Origin of the sequence: Glutamicibacter sp. HZAU, assembly GCF_004100365.1 — a bacterium.
GTDB lineage: Bacteria > Actinomycetota > Actinomycetes > Actinomycetales > Micrococcaceae > Glutamicibacter > Glutamicibacter nicotianae.
Genome location: NZ_SCKZ01000002.1, coordinates 435,000 through 451,258, shown reverse-complemented (window position 1 = coordinate 451,258; position 16,259 = coordinate 435,000). Strand labels below are relative to the sequence as shown.

Annotated in this window: 16 protein-coding genes and 1 pseudogene; 5 read left to right on the top strand and 12 right to left on the bottom strand. The window is 61.7% G+C overall.

The features are described 5' to 3' along the window. A pseudogene (locus EKH49_RS16520) lies at nt 1-395 on the top strand (IS481 family transposase); the annotation flags it as partial. Nucleotides 396-1,830: 1,435 nt separating this feature from the next. On the opposite strand, the gene EKH49_RS04705 reads toward EKH49_RS16520, so the two are convergent. Next, nucleotides 1,831-3,138 (bottom strand): IS1380 family transposase, encoded by a 1,308-nt coding sequence (locus tag EKH49_RS04705; protein ID WP_236641033.1) that lies wholly within the window; start codon nt 3,136-3,138, stop codon nt 1,831-1,833. 259 nt (nt 3,139-3,397) lie between these two features. Here EKH49_RS04705 and EKH49_RS04700 point away from each other — a divergent pair, with 259 nt between their 5' ends. After that, nucleotides 3,398-3,991, top strand: coding sequence for a tetratricopeptide repeat protein (locus EKH49_RS04700; RefSeq protein ID WP_128469894.1), 594 nt, complete (start codon nt 3,398-3,400; stop codon nt 3,989-3,991). 74 nt (nt 3,992-4,065) lie between these two features. Continuing rightward, on the top strand, nt 4,066-4,548 hold the full coding sequence (locus EKH49_RS04695; protein ID WP_128469893.1) for a GNAT family N-acetyltransferase: 483 nt from the start codon (nt 4,066-4,068) through the stop codon (nt 4,546-4,548). Here EKH49_RS04695 and EKH49_RS04690 read toward each other — a convergent pair. The 9 genes from EKH49_RS04690 to infC all read right to left on the bottom strand — a co-directional run bounded on the left by EKH49_RS04690 (nt 4,545) and on the right by infC (nt 12,613). Continuing rightward, entirely contained in the window at nt 4,545-4,754 is a 210-nt protein-coding gene (locus tag EKH49_RS04690; protein WP_038993684.1) for a hypothetical protein, read from the bottom strand. The genes EKH49_RS04695 and EKH49_RS04690 overlap by 4 nt on opposite strands. 155 nt (nt 4,755-4,909) lie before the next feature. After that, complete coding sequence (gene pheT, locus EKH49_RS04685) at nt 4,910-7,453, bottom strand: phenylalanine--tRNA ligase subunit beta (protein WP_128469892.1); 2,544 nt, start codon at nt 7,451-7,453, stop codon at nt 4,910-4,912. 3 nt (nt 7,454-7,456) lie between these two features. After that, the gene (gene pheS / locus EKH49_RS04680) at nt 7,457-8,536 is read right to left on the bottom strand and encodes a phenylalanine--tRNA ligase subunit alpha (protein ID WP_128469891.1); all 1,080 of its coding nucleotides are present in this window, start codon (nt 8,534-8,536) and stop codon (nt 7,457-7,459) included. Between the two features lie 142 nt (nt 8,537-8,678). Further along, complete coding sequence (locus tag EKH49_RS04675) at nt 8,679-9,320, bottom strand: LppM family (lipo)protein (RefSeq protein WP_128469890.1); 642 nt, start codon at nt 9,318-9,320, stop codon at nt 8,679-8,681. A gap of 74 nt (nt 9,321-9,394) precedes the next feature. Further along, complete coding sequence (locus EKH49_RS04670) at nt 9,395-9,835, bottom strand: (deoxy)nucleoside triphosphate pyrophosphohydrolase (RefSeq protein ID WP_128469889.1); 441 nt, start codon at nt 9,833-9,835, stop codon at nt 9,395-9,397. Nucleotides 9,836-9,860: 25 nt separating this feature from the next. Next, nucleotides 9,861-10,739 carry a TrmH family RNA methyltransferase gene (locus EKH49_RS04665; protein WP_128469888.1) on the bottom strand — a complete coding sequence of 293 codons (879 nt, stop codon included), beginning with the start codon at nt 10,737-10,739 and terminating at the stop codon, nt 9,861-9,863. A 111-nt stretch (nt 10,740-10,850) separates the two neighbouring features. Continuing rightward, on the bottom strand, nt 10,851-11,498 hold the full coding sequence (gene rplT, locus EKH49_RS04660; protein ID WP_038993693.1) for a 50S ribosomal protein L20, sunset domain variant: 648 nt from the start codon (nt 11,496-11,498) through the stop codon (nt 10,851-10,853). Nucleotides 11,499-11,602: 104 nt separating this feature from the next. After that, nucleotides 11,603-11,797, bottom strand: coding sequence for a 50S ribosomal protein L35 (gene rpmI, locus EKH49_RS04655; RefSeq protein ID WP_013348480.1), 195 nt, complete (start codon nt 11,795-11,797; stop codon nt 11,603-11,605). A 165-nt stretch (nt 11,798-11,962) separates the two neighbouring features. Next, nucleotides 11,963-12,613, bottom strand: a complete 651-nt coding sequence (gene infC / locus EKH49_RS04650; RefSeq protein ID WP_038993694.1) for a translation initiation factor IF-3 — start codon at nt 12,611-12,613, stop codon at nt 11,963-11,965. 329 nt (nt 12,614-12,942) lie between these two features. Here infC and EKH49_RS04645 point away from each other — a divergent pair, with 329 nt between their 5' ends. Together EKH49_RS04645 and EKH49_RS04640 are read left to right on the top strand one after the other, a co-directional pair. Further along, nucleotides 12,943-13,308 carry a DUF1844 domain-containing protein gene (locus EKH49_RS04645; RefSeq protein WP_038993696.1) on the top strand — a complete coding sequence of 122 codons (366 nt, stop codon included), beginning with the start codon at nt 12,943-12,945 and terminating at the stop codon, nt 13,306-13,308. 96 nt (nt 13,309-13,404) lie between these two features. Beyond that, nucleotides 13,405-13,956 (top strand): GNAT family N-acetyltransferase, encoded by a 552-nt coding sequence (locus tag EKH49_RS04640; RefSeq protein ID WP_128469887.1) that lies wholly within the window; start codon nt 13,405-13,407, stop codon nt 13,954-13,956. On the opposite strand, the gene EKH49_RS04635 is transcribed toward EKH49_RS04640, so the two are convergent. Together EKH49_RS04635 and EKH49_RS04630 are read right to left on the bottom strand one after the other, a co-directional pair. Next, nucleotides 13,953-15,290, bottom strand: coding sequence for an MFS transporter (locus EKH49_RS04635; RefSeq protein WP_128469886.1), 1,338 nt, complete (start codon nt 15,288-15,290; stop codon nt 13,953-13,955). The two genes, EKH49_RS04640 and EKH49_RS04635, sit on opposite strands and share 4 nt — an antisense overlap. A 41-nt stretch (nt 15,291-15,331) precedes the next feature. Further along, nucleotides 15,332-16,213 carry an SseB family protein gene (locus EKH49_RS04630; RefSeq protein ID WP_128469885.1) on the bottom strand — a complete coding sequence of 294 codons (882 nt, stop codon included), beginning with the start codon at nt 16,211-16,213 and terminating at the stop codon, nt 15,332-15,334. Between the last annotated feature and the right edge of the window lie 46 nt (nt 16,214-16,259).

The window sequence follows — 16,259 nt, the reverse complement described above, 5'->3', positions numbered from 1 at the left end:
CCTTGGACGAATTCCAGCACGTTTACAACACCCAACGACCGCACCGGGCACTGAATCGAAACACGCCAGAACAGTGGTACCAGCGCACCCTCAAAGCACGCCCCAACCTCATAGCTGTAACCCGTGATCGCGAGTTTCGCATCCGCTACGATCGCATCGACACGGACGGCAAAGTAACCCTGAGGCACGAAGGAAAACTGCACCATTTAGGGGTACGCAAAGTCCATCGCAGAAAGAAAGTCATGATGCTCATCGACACCGTCGAAGTCACCGTGCTGGATCTCGAGACCTCAGAAATCCTGAGCAGACATTTGATTGACGCGGAGCGAAACTACTGGCCGGATAAGCAGAAATCCCCCGGCCGGTGGCCGAGGGATTCCGATCAAAATTTGTAAAGTATGTCTCGACTCATCTGTCAACGATGTCTCGACTCTTCACACTCTATTTTCCGTAGAACGTTTTTGCTTTACCGTTTCCATTGCTCTTTGCGTTGGGGTTAAACGCGACCCACTTAGTGTAGGCTTCCGTTCCACCAGTCCCCCATTTCCGCCCAGAACTCGTGATCGCTCCGCTATATGGCCAGTAGTGAACGAGTTGAGCCGTGGTATAGTGCCGGGTTCCAGCCCACGTAGTCCAACCGTGGGAACGCTTGTGCGAAGTTCCGCTAATTACTTTCGATTCTGCTTTTCCAGTGTGCTTCACAGACGAAGCCATGGAAAACAAGATCGGTGCCGTTGCGGGTTGTGCAATATTGTCACTCCCCTCTGTCCAGCCACCCAAAACTCCAGGTGATGCCTGAGCTGCAACTGTACTCGCACCTATCAGAAGTGCGGCCGCAGCGCTTGCTGAAATAACGCGTGTAAATCCACGCATAGAATTACCTACTTGAATGTAGTAACCAGATCGACCCAGTTATTGTGTCGACTGAGTTGATATTACATAATCAAGTGGAGTTAAACAGAATAGCTTTCATACATGTCTCATCCTTGACTTCACGGTCGAATATAACTGAGGCTTGATGCGTGTTTTTTGTTCCGGACTCCCGCGGATCAAGAAAGAGTTTGTGTATATCTAATGAAATTATGGATACAATGGGTCAGCTGGGCAATGACGTCCCAAAATCCGTGGCATCTGTAAAAGCAGGTTCAAGACGACTGTAGGTGCCAGGCATACGAAAACTTGAGTTAGGAGCTCATGTGTGGACCTATCCTCATGCCGGTAATCGTACTGATTCAGGGCAACTGGCGAGTGGGTGTTCCGGCTAACGCATTTGCTTCTACTGCCGAAGCGCGAACCCATAGTTGCATCGGTATTCGAAACTACAGGTCAGCCGTCATAGCGTTTTTGCGAGCACCGTCTCAAGATCACATGCTCTTTGGATCAACATGCGTGACTTCGTGGATAGCAAGTACTCATCTACCGCGATAATCTGTAGCAATTCGACCCATTACGAGTTTTTCTACCTTCAGTGCAGGATCTCTAAACGAAGATCAATAGACCAGCTACCGGTCTAGTCTCGCGATACGTTACCCAGCAGTCACGTACCTAAGTTTGCATGAAGCCTCAACACTTTACGAGGCGCTGGACTCGCTCTCGCCAAGTCTCGCCACTGAACAGGGTATAAGCCGGTCGGGAACTAAACCACTAGCCCGGATTTTTTCATAGCGGCTACAACGGCCACCGAAATCCACTCCCAAGGGATCCCCGGCGCCCGTCTCCGCTTCTGCCCACGACATGAGTGCCCGAACTACCAGAGCTGAATGCCAGGCTCCACCAACCCGGGGTGAAATGACCTTTCGAAACCAAAGAAACAACAGGGCAACCACTAGTTCAGGCGGCCAACTCGCCGTGCCGCCACCGCTGGAACAACATATCGATGCCTTCGTGCAACTGGAATAACAGCTTCGCTTCAGGCGCTTTGTCTGGAATCAGCAGCCGACGTTGCCGACCGCCGCTGACGACTTTCCCGGCCATCGAGAACAGCCGGTACCGCCACCGCTTCAGATCCCACACCGAGGCTTCATGGCCAACAGGCAGCACAGCAAGTTGCAGCCACGACACCAAATTCAGTGCGAACATCGCCAAGTCAGCCCACGCCTGGTTCGCGACAAAAGACCAATACGGCAACTTGCCCAACCCTGCGCTCTTCAGCGTCTTGATGTGGTTTTCGCACCGGCCCCGCGCCCTGTGCCGGGCATCGAGGAAGGCCGCGTTGAACCGCGGGCTGTTGGTCAAGAATGCAGTGACGCTGTTCCCGTCCGTATCGAACAAGGTCGCTTTCGCTCCGGGATGCAACGGTTCAGCCCGCAAATAGATCCGGGTTCTTGGAGGGTAGTCCTTCAGCTCGATCACCTTGGACGCGTCGATCACCCACGCATCATCGCGCTGGTCTCCGTCAGCGGTCAGCACTGGTTCCCAGTAGTTCTTCTCATCGATACACCGGATGAACCGCTCCTTGAGCACCGGCAGCGAATACGAGGTGGAGAACTGGATCCCCAACGGATCCAGGTAGTGCAAGAACTCACGAGAAGAGCCGGCGCTATCGGTGCGGACCAGGACCTTCTCGCCACACAGGTTTCCGTGCTCGTCATAGAAATCATCAGCCAGCTGTGCCAACGCCTGGTTGAGGACCTCGATATGGGACTTTGCGGAATTCGCGCCCCGATTGCCCGGACGCAACTGCACGGCGAGGACTTCGCCGGTTCCATTCGTCTTGCCGTAGTCGGCCATCGCGATCATGGGCGCGAACCCGTACCCGCCCTTATACGTGCCGGCACTGTTCTCTTTATCGGAATGGACGTGCACCAAGGAGGCATCGATGTCGATGACCAGCGGATGAGCTGGCGTAGCCAGCCGGGCAGGGCTCCGTGGCCCGGCCGCAGCCCAGACTTTGGTGCGCAGGCTGCGGGTCATGGTGGCAAACCCGTGGGAGAAAGCGTCTGGTTGTTCCTTGATCCGTCCCATGAACCTGCTGACCGTGGCATCCGACGCTACGGGTCCGAAGAGCTCTGGTGCGGTTCGCAGCTGGTCGATGTCGGTGGCTTGCTCGCCGCCGGCGGCCAGGGCCAGAGCGCCGAGGATTTTCCCGGCCGGTGGGTTGCGGTGGCTGGCACGAACTGGCTGAACCGGTCTTCGCAAAGAGCGCGGAAGCCCACCGCGTTCAAGAAACTGGTGAGCACCGACAGCCCAGCGTGGGAGACGAGGGTTTGGCTGGTGAGTTGGGTCGGGATGGCAGGGAAAAAGCGAGGTAGAACGGTCCACCGAAAAGGTGATCCTTCGATTTGGTGATTTAGTGTTTCGACAACTCCTATTTGTCCAGTTCAGGTCATCTTATCGTCCTTTGTGTCAGTTATTGACTGTCGTTGTCATGAAATACCCGGGCTAGTAGGATCTGATTATGCCTCCCAGCCCGACAAATCAAGAATCCGTAGCAGCCGAATATTCGATTGATCCACAGTCCCTGCGCGAAATAGTTACCAATCGGTCAGGTGCGGAAGCAAGAATTCGCCAGCTTGAAGAGCTGGGGACATCAGGCGAAGCAGAACGTGTCGGGTGGCTGAGAATGATTGGGCGACTGGAAGAAGCCGAAGAGCTCGCGTGGACCTGCCTGCATCGAAGCGGCTTTGACAGCCACGATCTCGAAGGCGGCAGTCCTCTGCCCTATTCTGGCGTTTCTGCGGCGCTTCGACTGGCGCACGTTCTGCATTGGCAAGGTCGTTTTGACCGAGCGCATGCGCTCTTTGAGTCAGCGCTCGTGTCCATTCAGAATACGGATTGCCCCTCAAATGCCGAGAAACGCGTCGCCTCCACCCTTGAAGCTTTCGCCCTGCAACATCAGGGCAAGCTCTATTTTGACGAGGGCCAGTTTGGACAGGCCTTGGATTGTTTCCGCAGATCCTTGTCCATCAGGCAGTCGATCAACGCCTCTGATGACCAACTCGCGTCATCGCGTCTAGCTATCACCGCAGCTGAATCCCGTCTCCAGGGCTAAACTTGGTTCTCGCGGAACCCTCGGCCTTCTGAAACGAAGTTTGCCCTCCTGCCGAACCGGCATAGGCTGAAGCCATGGGTCCTTCACTGGTGCTTACGCTGATGGCCACGACGGATACGGATTTCGTTGCACGCCTCGCGGCAGATGAACGCGTCACGGCCTTTATCGGAGATGGCAGTGCCTGGAGCCACGAATACACCGCGCAACGCGTGGAGCACGCTCTGAGCGATCCGGCGATCTCCTGGTTCATCGCGCGCCGCCAGAATTCACCGGTTGGCCTCTTCACCGCTACCGAACGCGGACAGGCCACCGAAATCGGCTATTGGATCGACCCGGAGTACTGGGGCCAAGGCCTGGCGAAGGCAGTCGTCGGCGAAGGGCTCTCACAATTGCAGGAATCCGGCCGCAGCGCTTTTATCGCACGGGTGGACGACTCGAATATCGCGTCGCTGAAAGTGCTTGCCCGCTACGGGTTCATCGCCCAGGCGAAGGAAAGACCCGGGCTCATTACGCTGACACGGGCTATGCCCACCGTACCGATGCCGCCTGCCAGCTAGGGCGTGAACGTTTCCGAGGGGCGAAGCGGATCGGGTGCTTCTTCCTCCACCGAAACGCTCGGGGTGGGCGGCTCATCGAGGTGGGTTCCTGCACCGCGCTGGATAAACAGCACCGCCGCCCATCCGGCCGCGATGAGCACGGCAACGGCCAAGATGCCGAGGAAGAACACCAGCAGCACAGCACCGCAAGAACGCAATCCCTTCACTTCCAGCCTCCTGCTGCATCTCGACGCCGTGTCGGTTCATCCCAGATCAAGTGTAGACCTCAAACATGCAGTCCCTGTGCACGGCCAGAACGCGAAATGCCCTGCTGCTATCCCGATTCCCGGGATAGCAGCAGGGCATGCGGCACATTCAGGGCCTAGCGCTGGGTGGCACCGAACTTCTCAGTAGCCACGGCCACTGCGGCGGCGCGGGCCTCGGACGCCTCATCGGCGGTCAAGGTGCGGTCGGCGGCACGGAAACGCAGGCCGAAGGCCAGAGACTTCTTGCCGTCTTCGATGCCCTGGCCCTGGTACACGTCGAACAGCGCGATGTCCTCGAGCAGTTCACCGGCACCTTCACGCAGCGCGTCGCGCACATCGCCGGCCACGACGTCCTGGTCGACAACCAGTGCCACGTCCTGGGTAGCCAGCGGCTGTGTGGACAGGTGCTGCTGGGCGACCACCACGGCAGGTGCAGCGGCCATCATGGCAGCGGCGTCCAGTTCCATGGCGACGGTTCGCGCTGGCAGGTCCGCATCCTTCAGCAGCGCCGGGTGCAGTTCGCCGGCGTAGCCAACGACCTCGCCGGCAACCTTCAGCGCCGCGACGCGGCCCGGGTGGAAGGCCTGGTGGCTGCCCTGGGCAACCTCCAGCTCGACGCCGAGGATATCCGCCGCGCAGTAGGCGGCATCCAGTGCGTCGGCCCAGTCCCAAGCACGCGGTGCGAAGCCGGCAGCAGGCGTTGCCTCGCGGCCGGTGAGCACTGCGGCCAGGTGCCATGGCTGGTTCGGGACGCCGTTGAACAGCTCGGCCAGGACCTCATCGCTTGGCTTGGCGCCCAGCGGAGGCAGCACCGAGGAGCCCAGCTGCTCACCTGGCAGGAAGACGAGTCCGCCCTCGTACAACGCCAGATCGCGGAAGCCGCGGCCGATGTTGCGGCGTGCGGTGTCCAGCAGGCCTGGCAGCAGCGAGGTGCGCAGGAAGCGGAATTCCTTGGAGATCGGGTTGGCCAGCGCAATGGACTTCACCTCGGTCCCCGCCTGCGCAGCACCGAAGGTGCTGTTCTGCGCTTCAGAAACGAACGGGTAGTTCAAGACCTCGGTCAGCCCTGCATCCGCCAATCCCTGCAGCAGGCGGCGGCGCTGGGACTGGGTGCGGGTCAGGCCGCGGCCCGGAGGTGCCACCGGCAGGGTTGCCGGAATCTGGTCGTAGCCGACGACGCGGGCTACTTCCTCGACCAGGTCTTCCTTGATGGCCAGGTCCGGGCGCCAGCTAGGCGCGGTGACGGCGAAGCCCTCGGCGTTCTGCTCGACGCTTGCGCCGATGCCTTCCAACGCGGTAATGGTCTGCTCGTCGGTGTAGTCCACGCCGACCAGTGCGCCAGCGAAACCGGCCGGCAGCTGGATCGTGGTGTCGGCAGGAATCTGGCCCGCATCGGTGACCTTGGCGGTCTCGGTGCCGCCGGCCAGCTCCACCAGCAGGTCCACTGCGCGCTGCGCGGCGATCTGCATGACGCGCGGGTCCACGCCGCGCTCGAAGCGCTTGGAAGCTTCGGACGGCAGCTTGTGGCGGCGGCGCGAACGGCCGATGGACACGGCATCGAAGTGCGCGGCTTCGATCAGCACGCGGCTGGTCGAATCCGAGACCTCGGTGGCCGCGCCGCCCATGACGCCGGCAATGCCGATGGCGCCGGACTCGTCGGTGATCAGCAGGTCCTCGACGGACAGCTCGCGTTCCTTGTCGTCAAGGGTGGTGAGCTTCTCCCCTGCGGCGGCACGGCGCACGGTGATGGCACCGGTCAGCTTGTCAGCGTCGTAGAAGTGCAGCGGCGCGCCGAGTTCCAGCATCACGTAGTTGGAAATGTCGACCACCAGCGAGATCGAGCGCATGCCGGCCAGCTGCAGGCGCGATGCCATCCAGCGCGGGGTCGGACGGCTCGGGTCGATGCCGGTGACCTCGCGGGTCACGAAGCGGGTGCAGCCTGGCACGCCGTAGATCGGCGCCTCATCGGCCAGCACGACCTCATGGCCGGCTTCTGCCGCGTCGGAGACGACCACCTTCGAAGCCGGATCGGTGAAGGAGGTGCCGGTGGCCAGCGCGTACTCGCGGGCTACGCCGCGGATCGAGAAGCAGTAGCCGCGGTCCGGGGTCACGTTGATCTCCGCCGCCTGGTCATCCAGGCCGAACAGCTCCATGACGTCGGTGCCCAGCTGAGGGTCCAGGCCCAGGCGGGAAAGCACGATGATGCCGTCGTGGTCCTCGCCGATGCCCAGCTCGCGGCTGGAGGCGATCATGCCGGCCGAGGTGTGGCCGTAGGTCTTGCGCGGGGAGATCTTGAAGTCCCCGGGCAGCACGGCACCGGGCAGGGTGACAACAACCTTGTCGCCTTCCACGAAGTTGTGCGCGCCGCACACGATGCCCTGCACGCCGGACGGGTCGATGCCCTTGCCGGCCAGGGTTTGCTCGGCCCCTTCGGGAACCACGCGGACCTGGCACCAGTTGATGGTCTTGCCGTTGGAGGCGACTTCCTTTTCCAGGGACAGCACCTGGCCGACCACGATGGGGCCCGAGAGCTCATCGGAGGGGCGGTGGACGTCTTCTTCCTCCAGGCCGACCTTGACCAGGTCTGCCATGACGTCTTCAGCCGAGGCGTCGGCCGGTACCTGCGCGTACTCGCGCAGCCAAGATAGTGGAATACGCATTGCTTAGATCTCCATCCCGAAGTGCTGGCTGAAACGGATGTCGCCCTCGATCATGTCGTGCATGTCGGGGACATCGTTGCGGAACATGAGCGTGCGCTCGATGCCCATGCCGAAGGCGAAGCCGGAGTACTCTTCCGGATCAATGCCCGCAGCGCGCAGCACGTTCGGGTTGATCATGCCGCAGCCGCCCCACTCGATCCAGCGCGGACCGCCCTTGGCGCCCGGGTGCCAGATGTCCAGCTCGGCCGATGGCTCGGTGAACGGGAAGTAGGCAGGGCGCAGGCGGATCTGCGCTTCGGCGCCGAACATCTGCCGGGCGAAGTGCTCCAGGGTGCCGCGCAGGTCTGCCATGGTCAGGCCCTTGTCCACGGCCAGGCCCTCGAACTGGTGGAAGACCGGGGTGTGGGTGGCGTCGAGCTCATCGGTGCGGAAGGTGCGTCCAGGGCACAGCACGTAGACCGGCACATCACGCTCGAGCATCGAGCGGACCTGCACCGGGGAGGTATGGGTGCGCAGCACCAGGTGCGCGTCGGCAGGCTCCACGAAGAAGGTGTCCTGCATTTCGCGGGCCGGGTGATCCGGCTTGAAGTTCAGCGCATCGAAGTTGAACCATTCGGATTCGACTTCCGGGCCCTCGGCGATTTCCCAGCCCATGCCGACGAAGATGTCAGCGACACGGTCCTGCAGCACCGAGAGCGGGTGGCGGGCGCCGACGCGGCGGCGGCGAGCAGCCGCGGTGACGTCCACGGTTTCCTCGATGAGGATGCGGGCGGCTTCGGCTTCCTCCAGCACCACGGTGCGGGCGGCCAGCGCCTTGTTGACCCGTCCGCGGGCACCGCCCACGAGCTTGCCGGCCACGGCCTTTTCGGACTTGTCCAGCTTGCCGATCTGCCGGTTGGCCAGCGACAGCGCCGACTTTTCGCCGGTATGGGCCAAGCGGGCTTCCTTCAGTTCGTTCAGGTCGCCAGCTGCCTCGATGGCTGCCAGGGCGGCGTCGACCGCATGCTGGATGCCTGCTTCATCGGTTGGGTGCGGAACATTTGACTCCCCGACAGGAGCTTGTTCAGTTGTCTGATCAGACATGGGATCGATCGATCCTTACTCTTATCTTGTACTTACGCGTAGAATTCTCTGCTTCCATTCTATGGCTAAGGGCCCGTGATCGTTTCACCGATGACGGGCCCTTGGCGTGAAGCTTCTTACCTTGGAGCGGGGTTGCCGCTTTCTAGTGAGCTTCCTTGGCGGCCTTGGGTGCGAATGCAGCCACGAAGACCAGGCTCAAGACCAGCAGCGCACCGCCGAACACTGCGGAGTAGAACATGGCGTGGTTGACCTTGCCGGTGGCCTCGTAGGCGGCGGCGCCCTGGATCATGTCGAAGGTGACGGTGTGGTGCTCAACGGTACCCGGGGTGTGCGAGGTGACAGCTCCCGGGAAGGTGACGTGCAGGTTAGCTTCGGTGAAGGAGGAATCCACGGCTGCCTTGTCGCCCGGCATCGAGAAGGTGTATTCCTGCCCGTCGTCGCTCAGGTTGATCTCGAAGCCGAAGAGGCTGAATGCGTCGGCCAGTTGGACGTAGGTCATCGGGCTGGTGGTCTCGAAGCGCAGGCCCACGTTCTCGCCATCATCAACGTTGCTGTAGCTCCACTGGTCCCCCAGCTGCTGTTCCATCGCTTCGATGTCGATCTGGCTGTTGAGCACTTCCTCGAAGCTGACGCCGTTGAGCGTCGACTTGTGCAGGGTCAGCTGCATGGCCCCGGCGACCTTGTCCTTGCCCAAGATGTCTACTTCTGCGTTCATGTTGACGCAGCCGGAAAGTGCTAGGACGGCGGCGAAGGCCAGAGCGATAACGCTCATAATTCGCTTCACGAAGTGTGCTCCTCAAAAAATATCGGCGATAGGCAATATGCCAGATGTTGGCGTGGTATCAAGCTTACGGGTGTTTAGCCCTGCGCCCCTGCACGTGCCTGGGCCAGGCATGCCGCAACGATCGGCGCATCGGCTGAAATCCATGGGACGATAGCGCCCAGCGAGTCATCGAGCTGGAGCCAGGACAGCTGGTCATGCCCGTCCAGGGGTGCTGGTTCGCCCTCGGTGATCTGGGCGAACCACATGCGCATGGCGGCCTTCTCGTTCAGTTGCCAGCCTTGCGGATGCGGGCCCGGGATCGGGGCGCCAAGACGCAGCTGCACCCCGAGTTCTTCGCGCAGTTCGCGGTGCACGGCCTGGATTTCGCTCTCCCCCGGTTCGACCTTGCCACCGGGAAATTCCCAGAGTCCGGCGAGGGCTGCTGGGCGGTTGCGGCGCGCGGCCAATAGCTTGGTGGGCTTCGCCAGGTCATCGACGATGGCCACGGCGACAATTTGCTTGAGTTCAGTGCTCATGGGTATTCAGGACGCTCTTCTGCGCTTAGCGCTGGGCTCGGGCGGAGGCGTACAGGCAGACGGTGGATGCGGTCCCCACGTTCAGGGATTCGGCGACACCGTAGAGCGGCACTGCCACGCGGTAGTCGGCGGCGTCCTTCTCGTGCTCGTCCAGGCCTTGGCCTTCGTTGCCGAACAGCCACAGGGTGGGCGCTTCGAGCACCGGCTGGCCTTCGGGTGTGGCGGTGCCTGGCTGGTGTGCGCGCAGCGCGGCGGCATCCTGCAGGGTATCGAGGTTGTGGGCGGCATAGCCGTCGGCTGCCAGGACCTGGCTTCCGGTGCTCTTCGCGGCGGCGACCAGGTGGTCGAATTCGATGTTGCTCAGCACCGGCAGATGGAACAGCGAGCCGGCGGTGGAGCGCACGGCTTTCGGGTTGTAGATGTCCACGCTGCCCTTGGTCAGGATCACCGCATCAGCTCCGGCGGCATCGGCGGCGCGCAGGATGGTGCCGGCGTTGCCCGGATCCTGCACGCGGCAGAGCACGGCGATCAGCTTCGGCTTGGTGTCCAGCACCTCGCTCAGCTGCGGCTGGGACATGGCGACGACCGCGAGAATGCCCTGCGGGGTCTGGGTGTCGGCCATGGCGTGCAGCACCTCGCCAGTGACGATGCGGGTTGGCACCTTCGCCTCGTCGAGCAGCTGCGCGAATTCCTCGTGGCTTTCCAGGAACCCGCCGACGGCGTAGACGCCTTGGACCAGGTTGTCGTCCTCCAGATGGGCCTTGAGCGCTTCGCGAACAGCCTGCGGGCCTTCGGCGAGGTATTCGCCGGTGGCTTCGCGGCCCTTGCTCTTGGCCAGCCGCGCGATGGCCTTGACCCGTTCAGCGCGTGGATTGGACATCACTTCTGGAGGAAAACTGCTCATGACTCGAGAATACCGGTAGATACACGCAAAGGACGGGTCCGCGCTATGCGCGGGACCCGCCCTTCGTTGTGATCTGTCCTACCTGAGCCTCAGCTCAAAGGGAGAAGAGATTTACTTCATCTGCTGACGGGATTCTCCGCCAGCTGGTTCGAAGCCTGCAGCCTTGGCAGCTTCGATGGAGTTGAACCAATACTCTGCTTCAGTCTGCTCGTACCAGGTCGAACCTGGAACGTGGTACTTGTTCGAGCCGGCGTTGCCCTTGATGACGAAGCCCTCAGGAGCGTCTTCGCCTTCAACAGCCTTGATTACGCCTTCACCCTCGACAGCCTTGGCAGCAGCCTTTGGAGCCTTCTCAGCCTTAGGGGCAGCAACCTCAGCAGCAGCCTTTGGTGCGTTGACGTCAGCTGGAAGAGCGTCCTTTGCAACCTTCACCAGGGTGGCGAAAGCGTTCGAGTCCGAAACAGCCAGCTCTGCGAGCATGCGGCGGTCAACCTCGATCTGAGCAGCCTTCAGGCCCTGGATCAGGCGGTTGTAGGTCATGCCGTTGGCGCGGGATGCAGCGTTGATGCGCTGGATCCACAGGCGGCGGAAGTCGCCCTTGCGCTTGCGGCGGTCGTTGAAGCTGTAAACGAACGAGTGGAGCAGCTGCTCCTTGGCCTTACGGTACAGGCGCGAACGCTGACCGCGGTAACCCTTTGCGCGTTCCAGAACGACGCGACGCTTCTTGTGGGCGTTTACTGCCCGCTTCACACGTGCCACGTGTGTACTCCTTCAAGTCAGTTCCCCAGTGCCCGCAATGCCGCGGGATGGGTGAAATCTATGGGTGGTGGGGTATTGCTTCCCCGTAGTGCGAAAGGGAGAGCTTAGAGGCCCAGCATCCGCTTGATGGTCTTCACATCGGCCTTGGCGACGATCTGGTCAGAAGCCAGGCGACGGGTAACGCGCGAGGACTTGTGCTCCAGGTAGTGGCGACGGTTGGCCTGCTGGCGAGCGAGCTTACCGCTGCCGGTGAGCTTGAAGCGCTTCTTGGCGCCACTGTGAGTCTTGAACTTCGGCATAGCTGCCGTTCTCCTTACGTGCTCCACCCGGTAAGGCACCGGGTGGGGATCATCCGAAGCGGGCCCCGATAAAGGTGACCGCTGTTGTTCTCTTGTAGTTGGATCTTCCCGAAGGAAGTTCCTTCACCGTGAACGGTGACGGGCCCGAAAGCCCAACAGGCTTGGCTAGGCGTCGCCTTCAGCTGCCTGACGTGCCTGCTCCAGCTTGGCGCGGGCGTCATCATCCATGGAAGCTGCGACATTCTGGCCCTCGGTCTCAACCGGAGCGTCGGTGCGGATCTTGCGCTTGGCCGAATTGCGGCCACCCGACTTCTGCTGCTGCTCGCGGCGAGCCTCTGCCTTGTTCTTCAGCGGACCAACAACCATGACCATGTTTCGGCCATCGATGCGCGGGCTGGACTCAATGACCCCAACTTCGGCGACGTCTGCTGCAAACTTTTCAAGCAAGCGGATGCCCATTTCTGGACGCTGCTGCTCACGACCACGGAACTGGATCATGGCCTTGACCTTGTCGCCTGCGCCCAGGAAGCGCAGTGCGTGGCCGACCTTGGTCTCGTAGTCGTGGGTGTCGATCTTCAGGCGGAAGCGGACTTCCTTCAAGACCGTATTGGTCTGGTTCTTACGAGCTTCGCGAGCCTTGACGGCGGCTTCGTACTTGTACTTGCCGAAATCCATCAATTTGCACACTGGAGGCTTGGCGCTGGGTGCCACCTCGACCAAGTCCAGATCGGACTCGAGAGCAAGACGAAGCGCGTCCTCAATGCGGACGATGCCTACCTGCTCACCATTAGGGCCGACGAGACGTACCTCTGGCACGCGAATGCGCTCGTTAATGCGTGGATCGCTGATGTGTCACTCCTGAAATTCGTAATCCATGACCGCAAACAAAGAAGGCCTCCGTCTGCGATTGCAGGCGAAGGCCAGAAAGAACGACATAGCCGAACACGGGAAAGTTCCCGCGTAAGCGCTAGGGGATCGCATTGCTGCGATCCTGCCGAATTACCCGGAAGCCTGAAACGGCGACAGCGGGTGGGAGTTGGCCTCCACTTGCATGGCTCAATACTAGTACGAATCCCTCATCCAGGGCTAACTGGAGAACTGCGAGAAGTACCGGCATCGAGTCGGTCTGTGACAAGCTTAGCAGTATGACTAACGAAGACACCAACTCGCACCAGCACTCTGTGGACCAGCAGGTGCGCGATATCGCTGAAGTTGCAGCAGTTGAAATCATCACCACCGCCGCTGTCCACCTGATGAGTGCAGCAGCAGTCAAGTGCGGCCTTGCAGAAGGCGAAGATGCCAATGAGCTGAAGGATCTCGACGAGGCACGCAAGCTGATCACCGCGCTGGCAGGCCTAGTCACCGCCGGTGCGCCGGAGATCGGCTCGCAGCACGCAGCGCCTTTGCGCGACGGCCTGCGCAGCCTCCAGCTGGCCTTCCGCGAAGCTTCGATCATCCCCGATGCACCAGGCAAGGGCCCGGGCGAGAAGTTCACCGGACCGGTCAACTAGGTAATATTGGCTGAATTTTAAGAGATTAACATCATGGACTCGTTTCCTTCGGGAAACGGGTCCATTGTTGTTTGGATCACCGGCTAGGTTGGAAGCATGAAGATGCTCGAACAGCCAGTGCTGGACGCCGGGGCCTACCGCCTGCGCCCCTTCCAGCCCAGCGACATCCCTGCCGTGCGGCAGGCGTCCGCCGACCCGTACATTCCTCGGATCACCACTGTCCCGGCACAAGGGACCGAAGCGGACTACGCAGCATTCATCAAACGCCAGCACCGCCGGGTCGCCGAGGGCAGCGGCTACTCATTTGCCATCGCCGACGCGGCGACAAATGCTGCCGTCGGGCAGATCGGCCTCTGGCTGCGCGATGCCCATCAGGGCCGGGCCAGCATCGGATACTGGATCGCCCCGGGGTTCCGGCGCCGGGGCATTGCCAAGCAGGCGTTGATGGCGCTGGCGGCCTGGGGCTTGGAGCATCCGGGCATCGAACGGGTGGAGCTCTACGTGGAGCCCTGGAACGAGGGGTCGTGGCGGACCGCCGAAGCCTGCGGCTTCCAGCGCGAAGGGTTGCTGCGCAGCTGGGAACGGGTGGGCTCCGACCGCAAGGACATGTACATGTACTCGCGGCTCAGGCCAGCGCCTCGCGCCTAGGCGATCGTTTCCAGACGACGGCGGCGGGCACGGCGCACGCGACGGCGGATCTGCTGGGCGATCAGCGCGATCACCACAACCAGCGCGGCCATCGTGCTGATGCCGATGAAGGCCGGGGCCGGACCGAGGTTGTCGACGAAGATGCCGGTGATTGGAGAGCCCAGCGCGGTACCCGCGGTCATCGCCGAACCGTACCAGCCCATGGCTTCGCCGCGGCGCTTTTCGGCCACCAGGTCGGTGAGCCATTCGGAAGCCGCCGACAGAGTTGGCGCGCAGAGGAAGCCGGGCAGGGCGGACAACAGCGCCAATGACCAGGTATCCCACGCAAAATACATCGGTATGGTCAGCACTGCCATGCTCAGCAACAGCACCAGCGGAGAGATGACCCGGGTCATCGACCCGTAGATCAGGCCGCCGATCAGCGAGGCGCCGCACCAGAAGAAGAACACCAGCCCAAGCTGGTGGCTTTGCGCCGACGCATCCAGTTCGGCCACGATGGCCACCTCGGTGCCGGTGAGCAGCATGCCCGCTCCGGCCGAGGCGATGAAGACCGCCAGGACCGAAGCGCTGACCCAGTTGAAACGGTTCTTGAAGTTGCGTCCGCGCTGCTTGATCCGGGCACGGGCGGATTTCATGCCGGCGGCAATCAGCTCGCCTTCGACTTCGGGCACGCCCATCGGTGCGGCGGCAATGAAGCTGGCTTCCGCGCCCAGGCGTTCTTCGTGCACGTTGGCCCGCGAAGCAATCGCCTTGGGGTCGTCGCTGCGTGTTGGCGGATTCAGGATCATCAGCGCCAAACCGGCCACCGTCGAGGTTACGCCAATTACGCTCAAGCCGATGACGCTGCTGACCTGGGTGGCGACAATGCCGGCACTGGCCGGGCCGACGATGAACACCAGTTCGGTGGCGGTTGCGTCCAGGGCGAAGGCGGTACGGCGCTGCTCACCGGTGGTCATGATGCCCAGGGCGGTACGCACCACGGAGAAGACCGGCAGTGCGAAGAGCCCGCCGATGAAGGCCAAGGGGTAGACCCAAACCAGCGGAACATGGGGCACCGTGCACCAGACGAGGGTTTCGACGATCACCGAGGGGATCATCGCGCGGCGCAGTCCCCAGACATCCACGCGGGCTCCGCGCCAGGGGGCGCCGATGGCGATGCCCAGGGTCATGACTGCCGTGACCAGGCCCGCTGAAACCCAGGATTGGTCGAGGTTGTTCACCAGATGCAGGAGCAGCAGCATGCTCAAGGCAGAGTGCGGCAGGCGGGCAATCATGCCAATCAGCAACAACAGTGAGATCTGCGGCTGGCGCAGGATCTGCCAATAGCTTTTCATGCCCGGAAAGTTCCTTATCTGGTCAAAAGGAGCCCGCCGGTCTAGCTCGGCGCGCTGTGCAAACTGAGTTCGAGGGAATCCACTGCTTCAGCGAATTCGGTGTTCTGGGACAAACGCCCGTGGATTGCGCGAGTTGCCTCGCGTGCGTCGTTCTCGCTCGTTCCAGGAGCAAAGACGAACTGCAGGTTGAGTTCCGGTCCGGAACCTCCGCCAAGGACAACTTGCCCGTCCTTGCTGCGGGAGCCGACTCCCCTGCCCGGGGCAACCTTGACGGTCTGCAACTGGCTGAAGCCTTCGGTTGCATCCTGCACCAGGTTGGCGATCTGCTGATTCTGATAACTCGGAATCCACTCGATCTGCTTAGCCAGGTTCCAGACCCCGGGTCGTCGAAGCACGAAGGTGAAATCGCTTCCGGGATCGAGGACCAGCAGCTGGCATTCCTCGCTGACTGCCGAGAGGGCCGCCCGCGGGGCGTAGACCGCCACCGGCCGGGCTTCCTTGTGCCACGTCTGAAGCCGTTCAACTGTGGTGAAGATCGGCAGGGCCATGCGGCCATCCGGAGCCTTGATCTTCACCAGCGCCATATCGGCTTCCTTATCGGAGGCGAAGCCGTGTTCAGTCATCGCTTCTTCACCGAGCTGGGCGACCACCGCAACGAAAACGCGCGCCTGTGACAAGGATTGATGCACTTCGCCCTCCCCCGCGGTGCCGGCTCGCAAGGCTGCCAAAGCGGCAACGACATTGGCGTCGGCCTTGCCGTCGTCCTTGTCGAAGTTATGCAGGGGGTTGCCTTCGCCGCTCAGGTCGCGGCCTTCCCAATCCTGGCCGGCAGAGTCGGTTTTTGAACCTGCCTGCGCCAGCGCAGCGACAATATGTCCCGGCAGATGGCGTTTGGGTGCAGATTCAGGTTGCTCGGTGCTCATAGCTCCATGCTATCGGTGGTTTCGAGGTTGTTGGCAGGAAGTTCCA